The organism is Lentzea sp. NPDC037011 (assembly GCF_055607425.1).
The window spans coordinates 80,376-97,252 of sequence record NZ_JBVJRT010000003.1 but is presented as its reverse complement, the minus strand read 5'-3'; the positions used below and the strand labels follow the sequence as shown (position 1 = coordinate 97,252).

Sequence of the window (16,877 nt, the reverse complement as noted above, 5' to 3'; positions counted from 1 at the left end):
ACAGTCCTTATGGAGCAACGGATGCCGGGTGCGGCACGCGATCTCACTCAGCGCGTCTGGCCAGTGTGGACGCAGGTCACGTCCTCACCCGTGCGCGCCCGGCGCCGCGCCTCGCCGACCACCGCGCGTGGCCGGCAATCATGTTGAACACCAACGGTGTGCACGGTGGCGGTCTTGGCCGCGTGCACCCGGCCCGCCTACCTTGCGGCCTTGAACCGCCCACCCCGCAAGGAGGTACCCCGACCATGGTGTCGCCCACGAGGCCGCAGACCGGCCTTGACCTGGTGTACTTCGGGTTGTTCGACAACTGCAACGCGCGCTGCAACATGTGCGACTGCTGGCTGTTGCCGCGCAGCACCCTCGGCGTCGAGCACTACCGCGAGGTCCTGGACAAGGTCCTGGAGCTCGCCCCGAAGTCGTTGCGCTTCACCGGCGGCGAGCCGCTGCTGCTGCACGGCCTGTCCGAGCTGGTGCGCCGCGCCACCGACGCGGGCACCAGGGTGTCGGTGATCTCCAACGGCCGCGTCCTGGCGTCCAAGGTCGCCGAGCTCGCCGGGGCCGGGTGCCAGGAGGTGGTGCTCAGCATCGACGCCGTCGGTGCGCGCCACGACACGATCCGCGACACGCCACAGCTGTTCGACCGGTGCGTGTCCGCCATGCGCCGCATGCACGAGGTCGGCCTGCCCTTCGGCGTCAACTCCGTGTTGCAGCGCATCGGCATCGACGACCTGGAAGAACTGGGCGACGTGCTGCTGTCGCAGCCGAGGCTGCCCGACTGGTGGCACCTGATCCCCATCCGCGGCGCGGCGGAGCAGCTGCCGACGCCGGAGCAGGTGCGGCGGGCCACCACGGTGATCGGGCGGTTGCGCGGCCGGTGCGCCGACGCCGGCGTGCAGCTCATCGCCCGCGAGGAGGGCTTCGCCGAGGACGACTCGCCGCACCCGTGCAGCGTGCCCACCTTCACCGCCTACGTCCGCGCCGACACCGGTGACGTGTTCGGCTGCAACATGCTCGTCTACGCCGACGCGCCGATCGGCAACCTGCTCACCTGGCGCCCGCGCGACGCGTGGAACAGCCTCAACGCCCTGTCCCTGCGGGCGCGCTGCGCGTCGGGGACCAACAGCGCCTGCGGGCGCTGCGACGTCAGCTCCCGCGTGATGAACCACTTCCTGCGCGAGCGCGCCACTGCCGTGGAGGTCTCCTGATGAGCGCACCGGTCGGCCTCGGCATCGTCGGGGCGGGCATGATCAGCCGCTCCTACGCCAAACACCTCGCCCAGCAGCCCTCTGTCCGGCTGGCCGCTGTGGCCGACGCCGACCCGGCGCGGGCCAGCGCGCTGGCACGTGAGGTCCCCGGACTGCGCGCGGTGCCCGTCGAGGAACTGCACCACGACCCGGAGGTCGCGGTCGTCCTCGTGCTGACACCGCCCGCCCACCACGCCGATGTCGCCCTCGCCGCCATCGCCGCGGGAAAGCACGTCTACACCGAGAAACCCCTTGGCGTTGACCGGACTGAGGCCGCCGCTCTGCTCGACGCCGCCGCCGCGGGCGGGGTTCGCGTGGGCAGCGCGCCGGACACCTTCCTGTCCCCTGCCTTCCAGTTCGCCAAGCGACTCGTCGACGAGGGCCGCATCGGCACGCCGGTGGGGGTCACCGCGCTGACCCTGAGCCCGGGGCCGGAGTGGTGGCACCCGGACCCGGCCTTCTTCTACCGGTCCGGCAGCGGTCCCCTGTTCGACATGGGCCCCTACCAGCTCAGCGCCCTGGTCTGCCTGCTCGGCCCGATCGCCGCCGTCTCCGCCGCCGCCGCGACGACCTGGCCCACCCGCACCGTGACCAGCGACCCGCTGGCCGGGTCCGTGGTCGAGGTCGAGACGCTGACCCACCTCTCCGCCGTGCTGGAGTTCGCGGGCGGAGCCGTCGGCACCCTCACGACCTCTTTCGACACCGCCGCCGATGTGTCCAGTTTGGACGTCCACGGCACCGAGGCGACGTTGCGCTGCCCCGACCCCAGCTCGTACGACGGACCCGTGCTGCTGCAACGGCGCGGCTCGCAGGAGTGGACGGAGGTCGAGCTGCCCGAGCCCGCCGGACCGCCGGTGCGGCGGGGAGCGGGTGTGGTCGACCTGGTGCGGGCGCTGCGGGAGGGCGGGCAGCACCGGGCCAGCGGGGAGCTGGCGCTGCACGTGGTCGACGTGCTCGACGCCGTGCTGACGTCGGCTGGAGAGGGGCGGCGGGTGCGGCCGGAGGGGCTGCGGACGCCGGTGTGACGCGCCGGCAGGCCCATCACGACCTGGGCAGCCGAGTGGCGGTCCCGCCCGAGGACGGGACCGCCACCTGTCCAGCCCACACCACCGGTCACCGGGCCGCGGACTCAGACCCCGATTCCCCGCCGGTCGAGACCGCAGCGGCGCAGCTGCTCCGGGTCGAGCTGGTTGCGGGTGTCGACGACCACGGTCCCGGCCATCAGGCCGGCCACGCGGTTCCAGTCCAGCGCCCGGTACTGCGGCCAGTCGGTGAGGAGCGCCACCGCTGCCGCGCCCTTGACGGCGAGGTCGACGTCGTCGACCAGGGTGATGCCCGGCAGTGGCGCGGTTCCGGGGGCGATGGCCGGGTCGTGGGCGACGACGGTCAGGCCGTGGGCCGACAGACGGGCGGCGACGGCCAGTGCGGGGGACTCGCGCAGGTCGTTGGTGCCCGCTTTGAAGGCCAGCCCCAGCACCGCCACCCGGTCGCCACCCGCTTCCCCGGCCGCGGTGCGGACCTTGTCCGCGATGCGGTCCTGGGTGGCGGAGTTGAGGTCCGCCGCGGCCCGCACCAGGGTCAGGTCCACGCCGCGGCGGTCGGCCAGGTGGAGCAGGGCCCTGGTGTCCTTGGGCAGGCAGGAACCGCCCCACCCCGGGCCGGGGCGCAGGTGGCCGGGGCCGATGCGCGGGTCGTGGCCCATCCCCTCCGCCACCGACCCGATGTCGCCGCCCACCCGCTCGCACAGTTCGGCGATGCTGTTGACGTAGGACAGCTTCAGGGCCAGGAAGCAGTTCGCGGCGTACTTGACCAGTTCGGCGCTGACCGGGTCGGTCACCACGACCGGGGCGGGCACCCCGGCGTAGACGCCGGCCAGCGTGGTGGTCCCGGCCGGGTCGTCGCACCCGATGACGAGCCGGTCGGGGTGCAGGAAGTCGGTGACGGCGGAGCCCTCCCGCAGGAACTCCGGGTTGCTGGCGACCGCGACGCCCGCTGTGCGCAGGCGGTCGCGCACGGCGTGCGTCGTCCCCACCGGAACTGTCGACTTGAGCACGAGGACGTCGCCTGCGACCAGTGCTCCGGCCACCTCGTCCACAGCGGACTCCACCGCCGTCAGGTCGGCCCGGCCGTCGGCGTCCGAAGGCGTGGGAACGCAGAGGAACACCGCCCGCGCGCCGGGAGCGCAGCCGCGCACGGCAGCCCCGGCCCCCAGCTCGAAGCGCAGCGACCCGTCGGCCAGGCCGGCCGCCACCAGCTCCGGCAGACCCGGCTCCAGGATGTCCACCCGGCCGGCGCGCAACCGGTCGACCTTGGCGGCGTCGACGTCCGCGCAGGCCACGCGGTGGCCGAGCGAGGCCAGGCACGCCGCAGTGGTCAGCCCGACGTACCCGGCCCCGATGACGACGACCGCGGTCGCCCGCCCGCCCCGCTCAGCCACGCGCTTGCGCGTCGACCGCGCGGTGCCGGTGCTCGCGCCCGCCGGTCGCCAGCACGATCTCGGCCACCTGCGCGGCCCCGGACGTGCCCAGCCTGGCTGCCAGCGCGCCCCAGTCGGTCCCGCCCGCGGCCACCGCCCGCAGCGCGTCGGCCAGCGCGGTGCGCAGCGCGGGGCGCACGGCTGCGGGCCGGGCGCGGGAGATGCCGCCGTAGACGACCTCCAGCGCCGCCTCCTCACCGCCCGCGCTGGCCGCGACGGCCTCCTCGTCGGTGAACACCCCCGCGGGCCAGCGCACGCCGAAGCGGTCGCCGACCGCGGCCCGGTGGAACCGGGCGTTGAAGACCTGGCTCAGGTTCTGCGGCGGCAGCGCCACCACCGGAACGCCCCGGCTGCTGGCCTCCAGCAGCGTGGTCAGCCCCGGCGAGGTCACCAGCACGTCGCAGCCGCCGTCGAGGCGGGCCAGGAAGTCCGCGCGGGCCAACGGCCCCGCCGACACCCGCAGCCGCTCCGGGGCCGAGCGGACGAGTTCCGCGGCCAGTTCGGCCGGTACGTTGCCGGCCACGTGCGCCTCCTCGAACCCGGTGTCGCGCAGCGCGGTGAGCACCGCGGGCACCACCAGGCGCGGGTAGGCGGCCCAGTCGGCGGCGTGCGGCGACCGCAGGCCGCCCAGGTTCACCAGCGCCCGGCCGCCCGCGCCGTGCCACCGCCCGGCGGGGACACCCGGCCCGCCGGCCGCCGCGTGCTCGACGACGGGGTCGACCCAGTGCAGCCGCTGGACCTGCCCCAGCACCTCCTCGCTGCCGGCGGGCAGCTCGAGGCAGCGCTGCGCGCAGTAGGCGGCCACGGCCACCGGGAACCCCGGCAGGTCGCCCCTGGTCCACAGGAACGGCAGGCTGTCGACGTAGGTCGTGGGCACACCGGCCGCGGTGCAGGCGTTGGCGATGGCGGGGTCGAGCACGACCAGCGCCGCGTCCACCTCCTCCTCGGCCAGCACCTCGGCCACCGCACCCGGCGTGGACACCTCGTGCACGGCGTCGATCCCGTGCCCGGCCAGCAGCGGGCGGCCCAGGCCGGAGCCGAGCAGCACCACCCGCCTCGGCCGGGGGTCGTCGGCGCGCAGAGCTGCCAGCACCGCGCTGAGCTTGCCCGCGCTGCCCCAGCCGAACTCCGCGGCCGCCACCGCCAGGGTGGGCGCGAGGGCGGTCATCCGACCAGCTCCGGCGTCGCGGTCCGCACGTAGCCGAGCGAGGTGTCCAGCGCGGTGCCCCGCCACGCCACCGGCGGCGAGCACTCCCTGGCCAGCTCCACCGTCGCCGCGGTGATCGCGTCGTGGGCCGAGGGGTCGAGGCCGTCGCGCACCACGAGCTCGCGCACCGGGGTCGTGGTGGACAGGCCCTGCACCATCTGGCTGTGCTCGACGCCCTCGTCGAGCACCAGCAGCACCGGCTTGTGCATGGCCGAGGCCCAGCCCAGTTCGAGGCAGACCCCGCCGGAGGCGGGCGTGCCCAGGTAGGCGCAGACCACGTCGGCGGTCTGCATGGCCCGGAAGTCGTTGGGCACGCACACCTCCGGTGGCAGCCAGCCCTGGCCCCAGCCCTCGTTGTGGTGGGCGTTGAACACCGGCAGGCCCAGGTCGAGGAAGGCCGTGCGCAGGCCTTCCAGCCGCTTGCGGGCCACCGGGTCCACGGTGCCGTCCGGCGCGAGCCACTGCGCGAACGGGGCGGCGAGGAACACGCGGAAGTCGTCGGTCATGTCGTCCTCCTGGGGACGGACGGCGCGCGGGTCAGTCCGTGGCGAACCCGCGCAGCCAGTCGTGTTGGCTGGTGAGCGCGTGGTAGGTCTGCAGCGAGCGGCACTCGGCGATCTCGAAGGCGTCCGGCCGCTTGCGGTGGTTGCGCTGGATGTACTCGGCGGCGTCCGCGGCGTTGAACACCCGCACCGCCAGCGGCAGCGCCGCCCGTTCCCGGTCCGACAGCGGGCGGACCCGCTCGTAGTCGGCCAGCAGGGAGCGCATGGCCGCGGTGTCGAAGCGGTCCTCGTCGTCGGTGGCCCAGGTGGTGAGCAGGGCGGCGACGTCGAGCACCACCGGGCCGGGGTAGGCCTCGTCGAAGTCGATCAGCCCGAGCACCCGGCCGCCCGCGTCGACGAGCACGTTCTCGTGGTAGTAGTCGTGGTGCACCGCGCCGTGCGGCAGGCCCGCGCCGAGCAGGTCGTCCACTTCGGACAGCAATGTGCGCAGCTCGCCCGCCAGCTCGCTCGCCCCTGCCTTCGTCGCCAGCGGGCCGCCGGCGTCCAGCTCGGCCAGCAGGTTCTGGATGCGGCCCCGGTCCGAGCGCGACCGGCGCGCCCCGGCGGGCAGGTCGGCCGTCGCCAGGTGCAGGCTCGCGGCCAGCTCGGCCACCGTGCGGCGGCTGGCGGGGGCGTCCTCGTCAATCGGCGAGCCGGGCACCAGCTCGAACAGCACGGCGTGCGTGCCCTCGTGCTCGACCCGCCGCGCGCCGTCCGCGGTGCGCAGCACGCGCGGGGTCGGGAAGCCGCGCTCGACCAGGTGGTCGATGAGGTCGAGCTCGACGTCGACCTCATCGGCCGGGGTCACCCGGTAACAGCGGAGCACGAATTCCGAGTTCACCGATGCGGTGAAGTTGTCGGCTCCCTGGTTGAGCGGTTCCACGGGCTTTCCGGCGAGCCCGTAGTGGTCGAGGACGGCGTCGAGGAAATTGTTCGTGATCACGTTTCCCGACCCTACCGCGAACCCGCCGCGGTCAATTGCGGGCCCTTGTCGTCGTAGCGGCCACCTTGGGCGGCGAACGCGAAGGCGGCGTCCTCGTTGGCCTGCACCCACTCCCACACCTTGAGCACGGCGCGGGCGCTGACCACGCCGTCGTCCGGCGTCATCAGCGGCCCCGACTCCAGGTCGACCGCGCGGCCGAGGTCGAGGTCGGCGACGGGGAACTCGCCCGCCCCGCCGACCCGCCCGCGCAACCACTCGATCGTGTGCAACGCGGCGTGCGGGGGCTTGGCGGAGACGTTCTCCCACTCCACCGCGCGCACGAACCAGTCGCGCAGCGGCAGGTACCGCGGCGGCAGCAGCACCACCTTGCGGAAGTACGAGTGGAACGCGACGTCCGGCGGCCGCTGCACTTCGAGGCCGCTGCCCGCGAGCTCGTCGTCGTAGGCGTCGGACACCGCGCGCCTGGCGGCCACCTCGGCGTCGAGCGCCTCCACGCCCTGGATGCCCAGCACCGCGCTCATCTCGGGCAGGTTGTAGGAGAAGCCCATCACCTTGTGGGTGAACCAGCCGTTGTCCTTGCCCTTGTTGGCGACTCGCCGCACGCGCAGTGCGAGCTCGTCGTCGTCGGTGACGACCATGCCGCCCTCGCCGGTGTTGATGTGCTTGCGGGGCGCGGCGAAGGAGAAGCAGCCGAGGGAGCCGAAGGTGCCCATGAGCGTGTCGCCCCACCGGGCGCCGTGGCTCTGGCAGGCGTCTTCGACCACGACGAGCCCGTGCCGCTGCGCGAAGGCGGTCAGCGCGGGCGCGTCGCCGGGGTAGCCGTACATGTGCACCGGAAGCACGGCCCTGGTGCGCGCGGTGACCTGGGCCGCCGCGGCGTCGAGGTCGATGGCCAGCGACCCCGGCAGGCAGTCGACCAGCACCGGGACCGCGCCGAGCTGCAGCACCGCGGTAGCGGCGGTGAAGAAGCAGCTGGTGGGCACCAGCACCTCGTCGCCGGGGCCGATGCCCGCCGCGGTCACCGCCGTGTGCAGCGCCGAGGTCCCCGAGCTGACCGCGATCGCGTGCCGGACGCCGAAGTGCTCGGCGAAGCGCCGCTCGAACTCGGTGCACCACCGGCCGCCGTAGAAGTCGCTGAGCGCCCCGTCCGCGAGCAGCTCGGCGACCCGCTGCCTGGTCGCCCCGGTCGGCTCGAACCGCGCGGTGATCTTCGCCGGACGCTGCGGCTCACCACCGAGAATTGCCAATGCACCCATGCGCTGGAACCTCTTCCGAAGAATGAGAATCGCACCGGCGGAGAATTCCGGTGCACATTCATGTCGAGTGCTTGTCCGCTGGGATTGATTTGAGTTTGAAGTAGGCTCTCGCAGGCTGTCAAGGCACCGCAGGCGAAGGGTCCAGGTGACGCGAATATGAATTCGGAAATCCATCGGAAGAACTTGACACCGCCTTTCCCGGGCACTAGCGGGGCGCGCTGGCTGGCCGGGGTGCTGCGCGCGCGGCCCGGCCTGGTCGCCGCGGCCGCCGGCACCTCGGCGTTGTGGGCGACACCGGGGGCCCTGCTGCCGTTGGTGGTCGGCGGCGGCGTGGGCGCCATCGACGCGCACGACACCGCGCGGGTGTGGTGGTGGGCCGCCGTCGCGGTTGCCCTCGGTGTGGCGCAGTCGGTCCTCAGCGCGGCGTCGGATCACTTGAACACCGGGCTGCGCCTGCACGGGGCAGAGCTGACCCAGCGGCTGGTGACCGCGCACCTGTCCAGGGTCGGCCCCGCCGTCCACAGCGCGACGACGGTCGGCGACGTCACCGCCGTCACTTCGTCCGATGTGGACTACATCGGCGCGGCGTGCAAGTCGGTCGGGCGCGCGTTCGGCACCACGGTCGGGTTCGCGGTGACCGCGGCCGCGCTGCTGGCCACGTCCGCCCCGCTGGGGCTGGCCGCGCTGCTCGGCGTGCCGCTCGCCGTCGTGTCGATCAAGCCGCTGTTCCGCCCGCTGCAACGGCGCAAGGCCGCCCAGCGCGGGCTGTTCGCCGCGGTGGGAACGCTCGGCGCGGACATCGCCTCCGGGCTGCGCGTGCTGCACGGCACCGGCGGTGAACGCCGCTTCCGCGCGCGGTTCGCCGCGGCCAGCGGCCGGGCCCGTGACGCCGGCGGCCCGGTCGGGCGCAGCGAGGGCGTGCTGTCGGCGGCCAACGTCGCCATCCCCGGCCTGGTCACCGTCGTCATCGTCTGGCTGGGCGCCAGGCTGGCCGTCGCGGGCGAGATCTCCGCGGGCGAGCTGGTGGCGTTCTACGGGGCATCGGCGTACCTGGTCATCCCGGTGACGACCGCGACCGAGGCCGTCGACGCGCTCTCCAGCGGCGTCGTCTCGGCCAACCGGGTGCTGGCCCTGCTGGCGATCGAGCCCGCGCTGACCGACGCCGCCGCACCGGTGCCACTGCCACCCGGCCCACTGTCCCTCGTGGACACCGAGACCGAGCTGGTGCTCGCGGCCGGGGCGCTGACCGTCGTCGCGGGCCCCGCTCCCGGCCTGGCCGACCGGCTCGCCCGCCTCGCCGACCCGGCCCCCGGGCAGGACGTGCTCGTCGGCGGCGTGCCGGTGCGCGAGGTGGCGTTGGGGCAGCTGCGTCGCAGGGTCGTGCTGGCCCGCCACGACGACCCCTGGTTCGCGGGTGTGCTGCGCGAGGAGTTGACCCCCGCGCACCCCGGGACGGTCGGACCGGCCGCGGCCGTGCGCGCGGCGGACGCCGACGACGTCGTCGACGCGCTCGACGGCGGGCTCGGGCACGCGGTCGGCGAGCGCGGCCGCGAGCTCTCCGGTGGCCAGCGCCAGCGCCTCGCGCTCGCCCGCGCGCTGGCAACCGACGCCGACGTCCTCGTCCTCGACGAGCCCACCTCCGCGGTGGACGCGCACACCGAGTCCAGGGTCGCGGCCGGGGTGGCCGGGCTGCGGCGCGGCCGCACCACCGTCGTGCTCAGCGAGAGCCCCCTGTGGGCCGGGGTCGCCGACCGGGTCGTCACCGCCGGGGCGGTGGCCCTGTGACCGGGCTGCCCACCGCGCCGCCGCGCGCGGTCCGCGACTGGGCCGTGGCCACCGCCCGCCGCCACGGCGGGCGCTTCGCCGTCGTCCTGCTCTGCTTCGGCCTGGCCACCCTGATCGGCCTGGCCCGGCCCAGGCTGCTCGGGGCCGTGGTCGACGGCGTCGGCTCCGGCGCCGGCCGGGGGCACGTCGACCTGCTGGCCTGCCTGCTGCTGCTCGCGGTGGTAGGCCAGGCCGCCGCCCGCGGCCTGGCCAAGGCCAGGTGCCGGGTCTTCAGCGAGACCGTCCTGGCCGACACCCGCGAACGCCTGGTCGACGACGCGCTCGCACTGCCGCTGGACGTGGTCGAGACCGCGGGCGCGGGCGACCTGCTCAGCCGCGCCACCAAGGACGTGTCCCGCGTGAGCCAGGCGGTGCGCGTCGCCGTGCCCGAGGTGCTGATCGCGGTGACGACCGTGCTGCTGACCACGGCGGCGATGCTGCTGACCTCGCCACTGCTGAGCCTGTGCCTGCTGGTGGCGCTGCCGGTGCTGGTCGCGGGCAACCGCTGGTACCAGCGCAGGGTCCCGGACGCGATGATCACCGCGCTCGGCCGGTGGGGTCGGGTGCAATCGACCGTCCACGAGAGCGTCGACGGCTCCCGTGCCGTGGAGGCGCTGTCGCTGGGCGGGCGCCGCCGCGACCTGGCCGATGCCGCGCTGGCGGACGCGCTGGCCGCCGAGCGCGGCATCCGGCGGCTGCGGGTGCGGTGGCTGGCCACGCTCGACATCGGTTACCTGCTGCCGATCGCGGTCGCCCTGGTCCTCGGCGGCCTCGCGCACGAGCGCGGCTGGGCCAGCCTCGGCGAGGTCGCCGCCGTTCTGGCCTACCTGCTGGCGATGATCACCCCGCTCAACGAGGCCCTGTGGTGGCTGGAGGAGCTGCAGGTGGCCTCCGCGGCGCTGCGCCGGGTCCTGGGCGTGAGCCAGGCCCGCGGCGCGGCCACCGTCCGCGACGGCTCGCCACCCGAGGGCCGCGACCTGGTGCTCTGCGGCGTGCGCTTCGCCTACCCCGGCGGCAAGCAGGTGCTGCACGGCATCGACCTCGTCGTCCCGCCGGGGCAGCGGCTGGTCCTGGTCGGGCCCTCCGGCGCGGGCAAGTCGACGGTGGGCAGGCTCATCGCCGGCATCGCCGCGCCGACAGCGGGCCGGGTGCTGATCGGCGGGGCGGACGTCGCCGCCATGCCGGACGACGTCCGCCGCGGCGAGGTCCTGCTGCTGACCCAGGAGAACCACGTCTTCGCGGGCACGATCCGCGACAACCTGACCCTGCCCGCCCGCCGGGGCGGCGGCGAGTTCAGCACCGAGGAGATCACCGCGGCGCTGACCGCGGTCGGCGCGCTCGCCTGGGTCGAGTCCACACCGGACGGACTGGACACCGCGGTCGGCTCCGGCGGGGCTCCCGTCCCACCCGCCGTCGCCCAGCGGCTGGCCCTGGCCAGGGTGCTGCTGGCCGACCCGCACACCCTGGTCCTCGACGAGGCCACCTCGCTGCTGGACGCGGGCACGGCCAGGTCCCTCGAACGCTCGGTGGACCGGGTCCTGGCGGGCCGCACGGTGATCGCCATCGCGCACCGCCTGCACACCGCCGCGGCCGCCGACCGGGTCGCCGTGGTCGACCGCGGCCGCGTCGTGGAACTGGGCGCGCCGGCGGACCTCGCCGCCGCCGACGGCCCCTACGCCCGGCTGTTGCGGGCCGCGCAAGGCTGAGCGGGCGCCAGCGGCGCGGTTCTGGGCCGGGCTCGGCGGGCTGGCCGACTGGCTGGTGCTGAGCCCGGTCGCCCCGGCGCGGTGGTGCCGGGGCGACCGGGCTCAGCGGGGCCGGTGCTCGGCCTGTTCCGCGAGGCTCGACGCGGCGGATGGCTGGGCGCGGCGGACAACTGCGCGCGCCCGGTTCCTGCCGCCGGTGCGGGGCGTTGGGTCGTCCCCGGTGCGCCTGGTCACGGCGTGGCGTGCCCGCACTGGCCGCCGTCGCGCTCGTCCGGGTGCCGTCGTCCGGTGTTGGCGGCCACCGGTGCGGTGCCAGGTGGCCCCCGCGGGAGCCTGCGCCGTTGTCAGGCTGGGCGTTTGCCGGTGTGGCGGCTGCCGGTGTGGCGCTGTTCGATGCGGGTCGCCAGGTCCGCCCACCGGCGGGCGCACTGCTGGGCGGCCTCGACGACCGCGTCGGCGCAGTGTTCGGGGAGCGAGTCGAGGATCGCGCTCCACCAGTCCGCGTCGGCGGAGGTGGCGGCCATCAGGCGGAGCATGTTGCGGCCGTTCTCGGTGTGCCGGACCGACGGGTCGTTCTTGAGGACGTCCAGGCCGCCGACCGGCCTCGGTGGCGGGCGGCGGGGCAGGGCCGGGGCGCGGTCGGGGGTCCTGGCCGGAACGACGTCGCGGCCGAGGCGCATGCGCTCGCGGACGTCCTTGACCGTGGCCACGGCGATGCCCGCTGTCCTGGCGATCTCGCGCAGGGACGCGCCGGGGTTGGCCGAGATCAGCTCCGCCGCCGCGATCCGGCCGGGAGCGGGGTCGACCGGCCTGCGCCTGCCGTCCTTGCCGACCCGGCTGGCCAACCGGGGAACCTCCTCGGTTGAACGGCGCAGCGCGGCCACGGTCTTGTTGTCCAGGCCGGTGGTCGCCGCGACCGCGCGGTCGGACCAGCCGGGGTGCGACACCAGCAGCCGCTGTGCCGCGGCGGTCCGGTCCGCCTGCGTCAGCGGCAGGCCGTGCGCGGCGTTCACCCCGACCGAGAGCGCGAACGCGTCGTCGGCCGAGCCGTCGAACCACCGCACCGCGATGGTCGCCGACCCGCGCAGCACCGCCGCACGCAGGCGGTGCATGCCGTCGACCACCCGCTTCGTCGAACGGTGCACGATGATGGGCGGGAATGTCGTCGCGGAATCAGCCAAACGGCGCACGTGCGCCATGTCCTCGCCACCACTGCGCGGCGAGTCGCCGGGAATGAGAGAAGCGGGCGGAACCATTTCCACTGTGTCGCCGACTCCCGGCAGGGCCGATGTCGACAACCGCGCGCCCGTCTCCTTGCCCGAGTCCGCTCCGCTGACCACGAATCGCCCTTCCACTGCTATAGTCCTGCATCCGCGCCAACACCACTGCGCGTTCGCTGCGCCCGCATCACCGTTCTGACCTGCGGTGATATGCCCACCAGCGTCGACCTCCGCTCATCCCATGTCTGTGTCCCCGCCAGCGAAGCAGCAATTCTTTCAGTCACCCGCGACCGCGCGGAACCTCCGATCGGGTGGCCTGACACCTCTCTCCAAATAAGGAGAATCGCCGTCGCGCATGCTTATTCCTGTGCGTTGCGACTATCCCAGGGGCACCTTGGAAACGTGCTGATAAATGGTGTGCAACCGGTGTCAACCAATTCGCGTTGAACACGGCCCGAGTGCCTGGGCCGGTCGGGGTGTTCCCCGGTGCCGAGCCGGTGTTCAGTACGAGTGGGCCATGGCCTGGTAGTCCGCCGCCACCGAGCGGGAACCGCCCTGGGGGAAGGCGATCCGGTCGCGCACCCCGTCGGAGGTGTAGCGCACGCTCGCGCCGGCGGCGAGCTTGTCGAGCCACACCGACGAGCCGAAGGCCGCCTCCTGGCCGGTCGGGCCCTGGGACCGGATGCGCGGGATGCGCAGCCGGTCGAAGTCGGCGGAGTACGGCGACGGGGCCGGGTTCGCGCCGACGAGCAGTGCGCCCGTGTACTCGTAGCCGACACCGTCCGCGCGGCCCTTGACGGCCAGCTCCTCCTGGACCGGGTGGACGCCGAAGGGCAGGGAGATGGTCACCGGCGTCGGCCCGGCCGCACGGATGGCGGCGTCGCCGCGGGCGATGTCGCGCTGGGCCTCCTCCGCCGGCGCAGCACCCAGGTTCGAGTGGGTCAGGGTGTGGTTGCCGACCTCCATGTCGTGGTCGGCCAGCCACGTCAGCGTCCGCTTGCCGCCGGGGTCCCCGAACGGGTCGCCGTTGACGTAGAAGCTGGCGACCGGGCGGAAGCCGGGGTGGCGGCCGGCGACCTCCAGCATGATCGCCACCGCCGTCCCGGGAACGGGTGTCCCCTCCGGAGTCAGCGCGAACTGCGTGGGGTGGCCGTCGTCGAAGGTGAGGACGACCGGGTGGGTGCCCGCCGGGATGTCGATCTCGCCGGAGGCGTACTCGGCCGTGGTGATCGGGACGTACCCCTCCCCGGCGAGGCGCTCCAGCTCGGCGCGGAAGTCGGCGGGGGTGCGGTCGTACACCGTCGCCGGGGTGTCGACGATGCGGTGGTACATCAGCACCGGGACGTCACCGAGCTCGTTGGCCGAGTACGTCCCGGGGTCCGGGGGCGGGGTGGTGACACGCTCCGATGAGGACGGTGCCGCCGCCAGGGGCGGCTCGGGAGCCGTCCCGCACGCGACCAACAAGACAGCCATCGCGCTCAGTGCGCCAACACGCCTACCAGTCACGTTCCCACGGTTGACGGCGATCCAGGCGGTCGCAACACGCGGACACGAACGTGTGCGTTTTGGTTGAAACGGACCTTGCTGGATACGCCACAGCGGAACGACATCGGCCGGGAGGGTGCGCATGCGATCTCGCAACAGCAGTCGCCGCAGCGTGTTGGTGGGGGCGGTCGTGCTCGTCGCGCTCGCCGTCGTCACCCCGTTGACCGTTCGCGCCTTCTCGGCCAGCCCCGTCGTGATGGGGGTGGACGACGGCGCCGTGCTGACGGCGGCCGCGGCGAAGGAGCTGGCGGTCACCCTGCCGGAGGGCATGGATCACGGCGAGGTGCGGCTGCTGCTCGACGGCAACCCGGTGTCCACCACGGCCGAGGGCAACCGGCTCGTGGTCACCGGCACCGAGCCGGCCGACGGCGAGCACGTCCTCACGGCGCAGTCCCCCGGCGCTGTGCCCCTGCTCCCCGACGACGAGGTGAGCAGGCGGTTCACCGTCGACAGCGCGCCGCCGGTCCTGACGGTCGACTCCGAGGCCGTGACCGACCTCCGCAAGCCCGTCGAGGTCAAGGGCAGGGCCGAGGGCGCGTCCGCGCTGAGCGTGGACGGCAAGCCCGTGGAGCTCGGCGACGGCGGCAGCTTCGCCGTGACCCTGCCGACGGCCGCGACCGCCCGCTTCGAGGCCCGCGACGTCGCGGGCAACGTCGCCAAGCAGGAGTTCGCCGTCAAGACGCGCCACCCCGGCATGCGCGCGGTGCACATGTCCGCGGCCGGGTGGTCGGCCACGGTGCTGCGCGAGCCGGTGCTGCAGATGATCAAGGAACGCCGCATCGACACGGTGCAGCTCGACATCAAGGACGAGAGCGGCGAGATCGGCTACCGCTCCCAGGTCCCGCTGGCGGGCGAGATCGGCGCCACCCGGGACTACTACGACGCCAAGGCAACGGTGGACGAACTGCACCGGCTCGGCGTGCGCGTGGTCGGCAGGCTCGTGGCGTTCCGCGACCCGGTCCTCGCCAAGGCGTCCTGGGAGTCGGGCAAGCGGGACCGCGTCATCCAGTCCTCCGCCGGCACCCCGTGGGCCGGCTCGTACGGCCAGTACTCGTTCACCAACTTCGCCAACCCCGACGTCGTCGCCTACAACGTGGAGCTGGCCGAGGAGGCCGCACGGCTCGGGTTCGACGACATCCTCTACGACTACATCCGCAAGCCGGAGGGCGCTCTGGAGCAGATGCGGCTGCCCGGCCTGGAGGGCTCCCCCGAGGACGCCATCGTCGACTTCCTGGCCCAGAGCCGCAAGGCGGTGCGGGCGCACGGGACGTTCGTGGGCGTGTCGGTGTTCGGCATCGCCGCGACCCGACCGGGCGCGGTCGCCCAGGACATCCCGAGGATGGCCGAGTACGCCGACTACGTCGCGCCGATGGTCTACCCGTCGCACTGGGGTCCCGGCGAGTACGGGGTCAGCCGCCCGGACAGCGAGCCCTACGAGATCACCAACCGGTCCGTGGCCGACTTCCTGAAGAAGGTCGAGGGCACCGGCAGCGAGATCATCCCGTGGCTGCAGGCGTTCAGCATGGGCGTCTCCTACGGGCCCAAGGAGGTCCGCGCTCAGATCGACGCCTCGAAGGCCGCGGGCGCGCCGTCGTTCCTGCTGTGGGACCCGGCCTGCCGGTACGACCCGGCCGCGCTGGAGCCGAAGAGCTGACGACTGCGCTTTTCAGGTGAAGGTTCACGGGGCCGTGTGGCGAAGCCGCTTTACTCGTTCTGGCAGCACGACCTGGCCAGACGGCGGATTCCCTGGAGTGGACCATGAGACCAGCACGGCACAGACGGTTGCTCGCGGTTGCCGCGGCGTTGCTCGCGTCGGCGCTCGTACCCGGTACCGCCGGCGCGGCGACGCCGATCACCGAGTACGGCCCGGTTCCCTCGTCACTGCCGGTCGGCGGTGTGTGCGAGGTGGAGTTCGACCACAGCGGAAACCTGTGGGTCGAGCAGTACCTGAGCAGCCAGGTCGCCCGGTTCGACCCGGCCACCGGGCAGTTCACCAACTTCTCCACGCCGATGCCGCTGTCGGTGCCCGGCGGCATGGACCTGGACGCGGCGGGTGACCTGTGGATGCCCCAGGTGACGGGCAACAGCCTGCTCCGCGTCGACACCGCCGACGGCTCCATGACCGAGCTCCCGCTGCCGTGGGCGGGCGCGTTCACCCCGCAACCGCTGGGGCTGCCGCTGCACAGCGGCCTCGGGTTGGCCAACGACCTCGCCCGCGGGCCGGACGACGCCCTGTGGTTCACGCTCGGCGGGCTGGACTCCATCGGCCGCTACGACCCGGCGACCGGGCAGTGGAGCAAGTACCGCGTGCCCGGTGAGGTCCTCGGTCAGGTCGCCGCGCTGTTCGGCATCATCAAACCGGGCCCTGGACGCACCGTCGTGTTCGACCTGCCGCAGCTGAACAAGGTCGCCACCCTCGACGTCGACACCCACCTGTTCACCCAGTACACGATGCCGACGCCGGCCTCCTTCCCCGTCGGCGTGCGCACGGCCGCGGACGGCACGATCTGGGTCGGCGAGTCCCTCGGCATGAAGATCGCCCGCATCGACCCCGCCACCGGGCAGATCACCGAGTACCCGTTGCTGGGCGTGGGCGGCCTGCTCACCGGCATCCTCAACGGGCTGGGGATCGGCAGCATCGGCAACCCGCTGCCGATGCCGGGACCGATCGCCGAGGCGAGCGACGGCAACATCTACTTCTCGGTCAGCTTCCCCGCGCTGTTCGGGCTGGGCAACCAGGTCGCCCGGTTCAACCCGGTCACGCACGAGGTCCGGATGTGGAGCACGCCGTCGTCGGCCTCCTACCCGTGCGACATCAACGTCCACCAACCCGGCGCGGTGTGGTTCGGCCTGCTGACCACCAACAGGGTCGGCAAGCTGGACATCAGCGCCACCTGACCAGACCTCCCACCGC

At 73.8% G+C, this 16,877-nt stretch carries 13 protein-coding genes; 6 read left to right on the top strand and 7 right to left on the bottom strand.

Annotated elements, in window-relative coordinates; genetic code table 11:
• Positions 1-245 precede the first annotated feature (245 nt).
• Together ACZ7CH_RS09005 and ACZ7CH_RS09000 are read left to right on the top strand one after the other, a co-directional pair.
• On the top strand, positions 246-1,205 hold the full coding sequence (locus tag ACZ7CH_RS09005; protein ID WP_470373511.1) for a radical SAM protein: 960 nt from the start codon (positions 246-248) through the stop codon (positions 1,203-1,205).
• Positions 1,205-2,269: a Gfo/Idh/MocA family protein gene (locus ACZ7CH_RS09000; protein ID WP_470373510.1), complete on the top strand. Its 1,065-nt coding sequence runs from the start codon at positions 1,205-1,207 to the stop codon at positions 2,267-2,269. Before ACZ7CH_RS09005 ends, ACZ7CH_RS09000 begins: the two co-directional genes overlap by 1 nt.
• A 104-nt stretch (positions 2,270-2,373) precedes the next feature.
• Here ACZ7CH_RS09000 and ACZ7CH_RS08995 read toward each other — a convergent pair whose 3' ends face one another.
• The 5 genes from ACZ7CH_RS08995 to ACZ7CH_RS08975 are packed head-to-tail and all read right to left on the bottom strand — an operon-like array spanning position 2,374 to position 7,668.
• Positions 2,374-3,681 carry a UDP-glucose dehydrogenase family protein gene (locus ACZ7CH_RS08995; RefSeq protein ID WP_470373509.1) on the bottom strand — a complete coding sequence of 436 codons (1,308 nt, stop codon included), beginning with the start codon at positions 3,679-3,681 and terminating at the stop codon, positions 2,374-2,376.
• Positions 3,674-4,888 carry a hydroxymethylcytosylglucuronate/cytosylglucuronate synthase gene (locus ACZ7CH_RS08990; RefSeq protein ID WP_470373508.1) on the bottom strand — a complete coding sequence of 405 codons (1,215 nt, stop codon included), beginning with the start codon at positions 4,886-4,888 and terminating at the stop codon, positions 3,674-3,676. The genes ACZ7CH_RS08995 and ACZ7CH_RS08990 overlap by 8 nt, the downstream gene beginning before the upstream one ends.
• Entirely contained in the window at positions 4,885-5,433 is a 549-nt protein-coding gene (locus ACZ7CH_RS08985) for a nucleoside 2-deoxyribosyltransferase (RefSeq protein ID WP_360393571.1), read from the bottom strand. Before ACZ7CH_RS08985 ends, ACZ7CH_RS08990 begins: the two co-directional genes overlap by 4 nt.
• 31 nt (positions 5,434-5,464) lie before the next feature.
• A complete protein-coding gene (locus tag ACZ7CH_RS08980; protein WP_458431614.1) occupies positions 5,465-6,412 on the bottom strand; it encodes a phosphotransferase in 948 nt (315 codons plus the stop codon).
• Between the two features lie 11 nt (positions 6,413-6,423).
• Entirely contained in the window at positions 6,424-7,668 is a 1,245-nt protein-coding gene (locus ACZ7CH_RS08975; RefSeq protein WP_360393565.1) for a DegT/DnrJ/EryC1/StrS family aminotransferase, read from the bottom strand.
• Between the two features lie 156 nt (positions 7,669-7,824).
• Here ACZ7CH_RS08975 and ACZ7CH_RS08970 point away from each other — a divergent pair, with 156 nt between their 5' ends.
• Positions 7,825-9,453: an ABC transporter transmembrane domain-containing protein gene (locus tag ACZ7CH_RS08970; protein ID WP_470373507.1), complete on the top strand. Its 1,629-nt coding sequence runs from the start codon at positions 7,825-7,827 to the stop codon at positions 9,451-9,453.
• Positions 9,450-11,198, top strand: a complete 1,749-nt coding sequence (locus tag ACZ7CH_RS08965; RefSeq protein WP_470373506.1) for an ABC transporter ATP-binding protein — start codon at positions 9,450-9,452, stop codon at positions 11,196-11,198. The genes ACZ7CH_RS08970 and ACZ7CH_RS08965 overlap by 4 nt, the downstream gene beginning before the upstream one ends.
• Positions 11,199-11,542: 344 nt before the next feature.
• Here the strand turns inward: ACZ7CH_RS08965 and ACZ7CH_RS08960 are convergent, their stop codons facing one another.
• Together ACZ7CH_RS08960 and ACZ7CH_RS08955 are read right to left on the bottom strand one after the other, a co-directional pair.
• Positions 11,543-12,553 carry a streptomycin biosynthesis protein gene (locus ACZ7CH_RS08960; protein ID WP_470372335.1) on the bottom strand — a complete coding sequence of 337 codons (1,011 nt, stop codon included), beginning with the start codon at positions 12,551-12,553 and terminating at the stop codon, positions 11,543-11,545.
• Between the two features lie 366 nt (positions 12,554-12,919).
• Positions 12,920-13,891: a polysaccharide deacetylase family protein gene (locus tag ACZ7CH_RS08955; protein ID WP_360393553.1), complete on the bottom strand. Its 972-nt coding sequence runs from the start codon at positions 13,889-13,891 to the stop codon at positions 12,920-12,922.
• 154 nt (positions 13,892-14,045) lie between these two features.
• Here ACZ7CH_RS08955 and ACZ7CH_RS08950 point away from each other — a divergent pair, with 154 nt between their 5' ends.
• Together ACZ7CH_RS08950 and ACZ7CH_RS08945 are read left to right on the top strand one after the other, a co-directional pair.
• Entirely contained in the window at positions 14,046-15,617 is a 1,572-nt protein-coding gene (locus tag ACZ7CH_RS08950) for a putative glycoside hydrolase (RefSeq protein WP_470373505.1), read from the top strand.
• A 104-nt stretch (positions 15,618-15,721) separates the two neighbouring features.
• A complete protein-coding gene (locus ACZ7CH_RS08945) occupies positions 15,722-16,861 on the top strand; it encodes a Vgb family protein (RefSeq protein ID WP_470373504.1) in 1,140 nt (379 codons plus the stop codon).
• The last annotated feature ends 16 nt before the right edge of the window (positions 16,862-16,877 follow it).

Bases quoted from the DNA above. Each gene is read 5' to 3' on its own strand.
- ACZ7CH_RS09005 (WP_470373511.1), top strand. From the start codon at position 246: ATGGTGTCGCCCACGAGGCCGCAGACCGGCCTTGACCTGGTGTACTTC.
- ACZ7CH_RS09000 (WP_470373510.1), top strand. From the start codon at position 1,205: ATGAGCGCACCGGTCGGCCTCGGCATCGTCGGGGCGGGCATGATCAGC.
- ACZ7CH_RS08990 (WP_470373508.1), bottom strand. From the start codon at position 4,888: ATGACCGCCCTCGCGCCCACCCTGGCGGTGGCGGCCGCGGAGTTCGGC.
- ACZ7CH_RS08985 (WP_360393571.1), bottom strand. From the start codon at position 5,433: ATGACCGACGACTTCCGCGTGTTCCTCGCCGCCCCGTTCGCGCAGTGG.
- ACZ7CH_RS08975 (WP_360393565.1), bottom strand. From the start codon at position 7,668: ATGGGTGCATTGGCAATTCTCGGTGGTGAGCCGCAGCGTCCGGCGAAG.
- ACZ7CH_RS08970 (WP_470373507.1), top strand. From the start codon at position 7,825: ATGAATTCGGAAATCCATCGGAAGAACTTGACACCGCCTTTCCCGGGC.
- ACZ7CH_RS08955 (WP_360393553.1), bottom strand. From the start codon at position 13,891: ATGGCTGTCTTGTTGGTCGCGTGCGGGACGGCTCCCGAGCCGCCCCTG.
- ACZ7CH_RS08950 (WP_470373505.1), top strand. From the start codon at position 14,046: ATGCGATCTCGCAACAGCAGTCGCCGCAGCGTGTTGGTGGGGGCGGTC.
- ACZ7CH_RS08945 (WP_470373504.1), top strand. From the start codon at position 15,722: ATGAGACCAGCACGGCACAGACGGTTGCTCGCGGTTGCCGCGGCGTTG.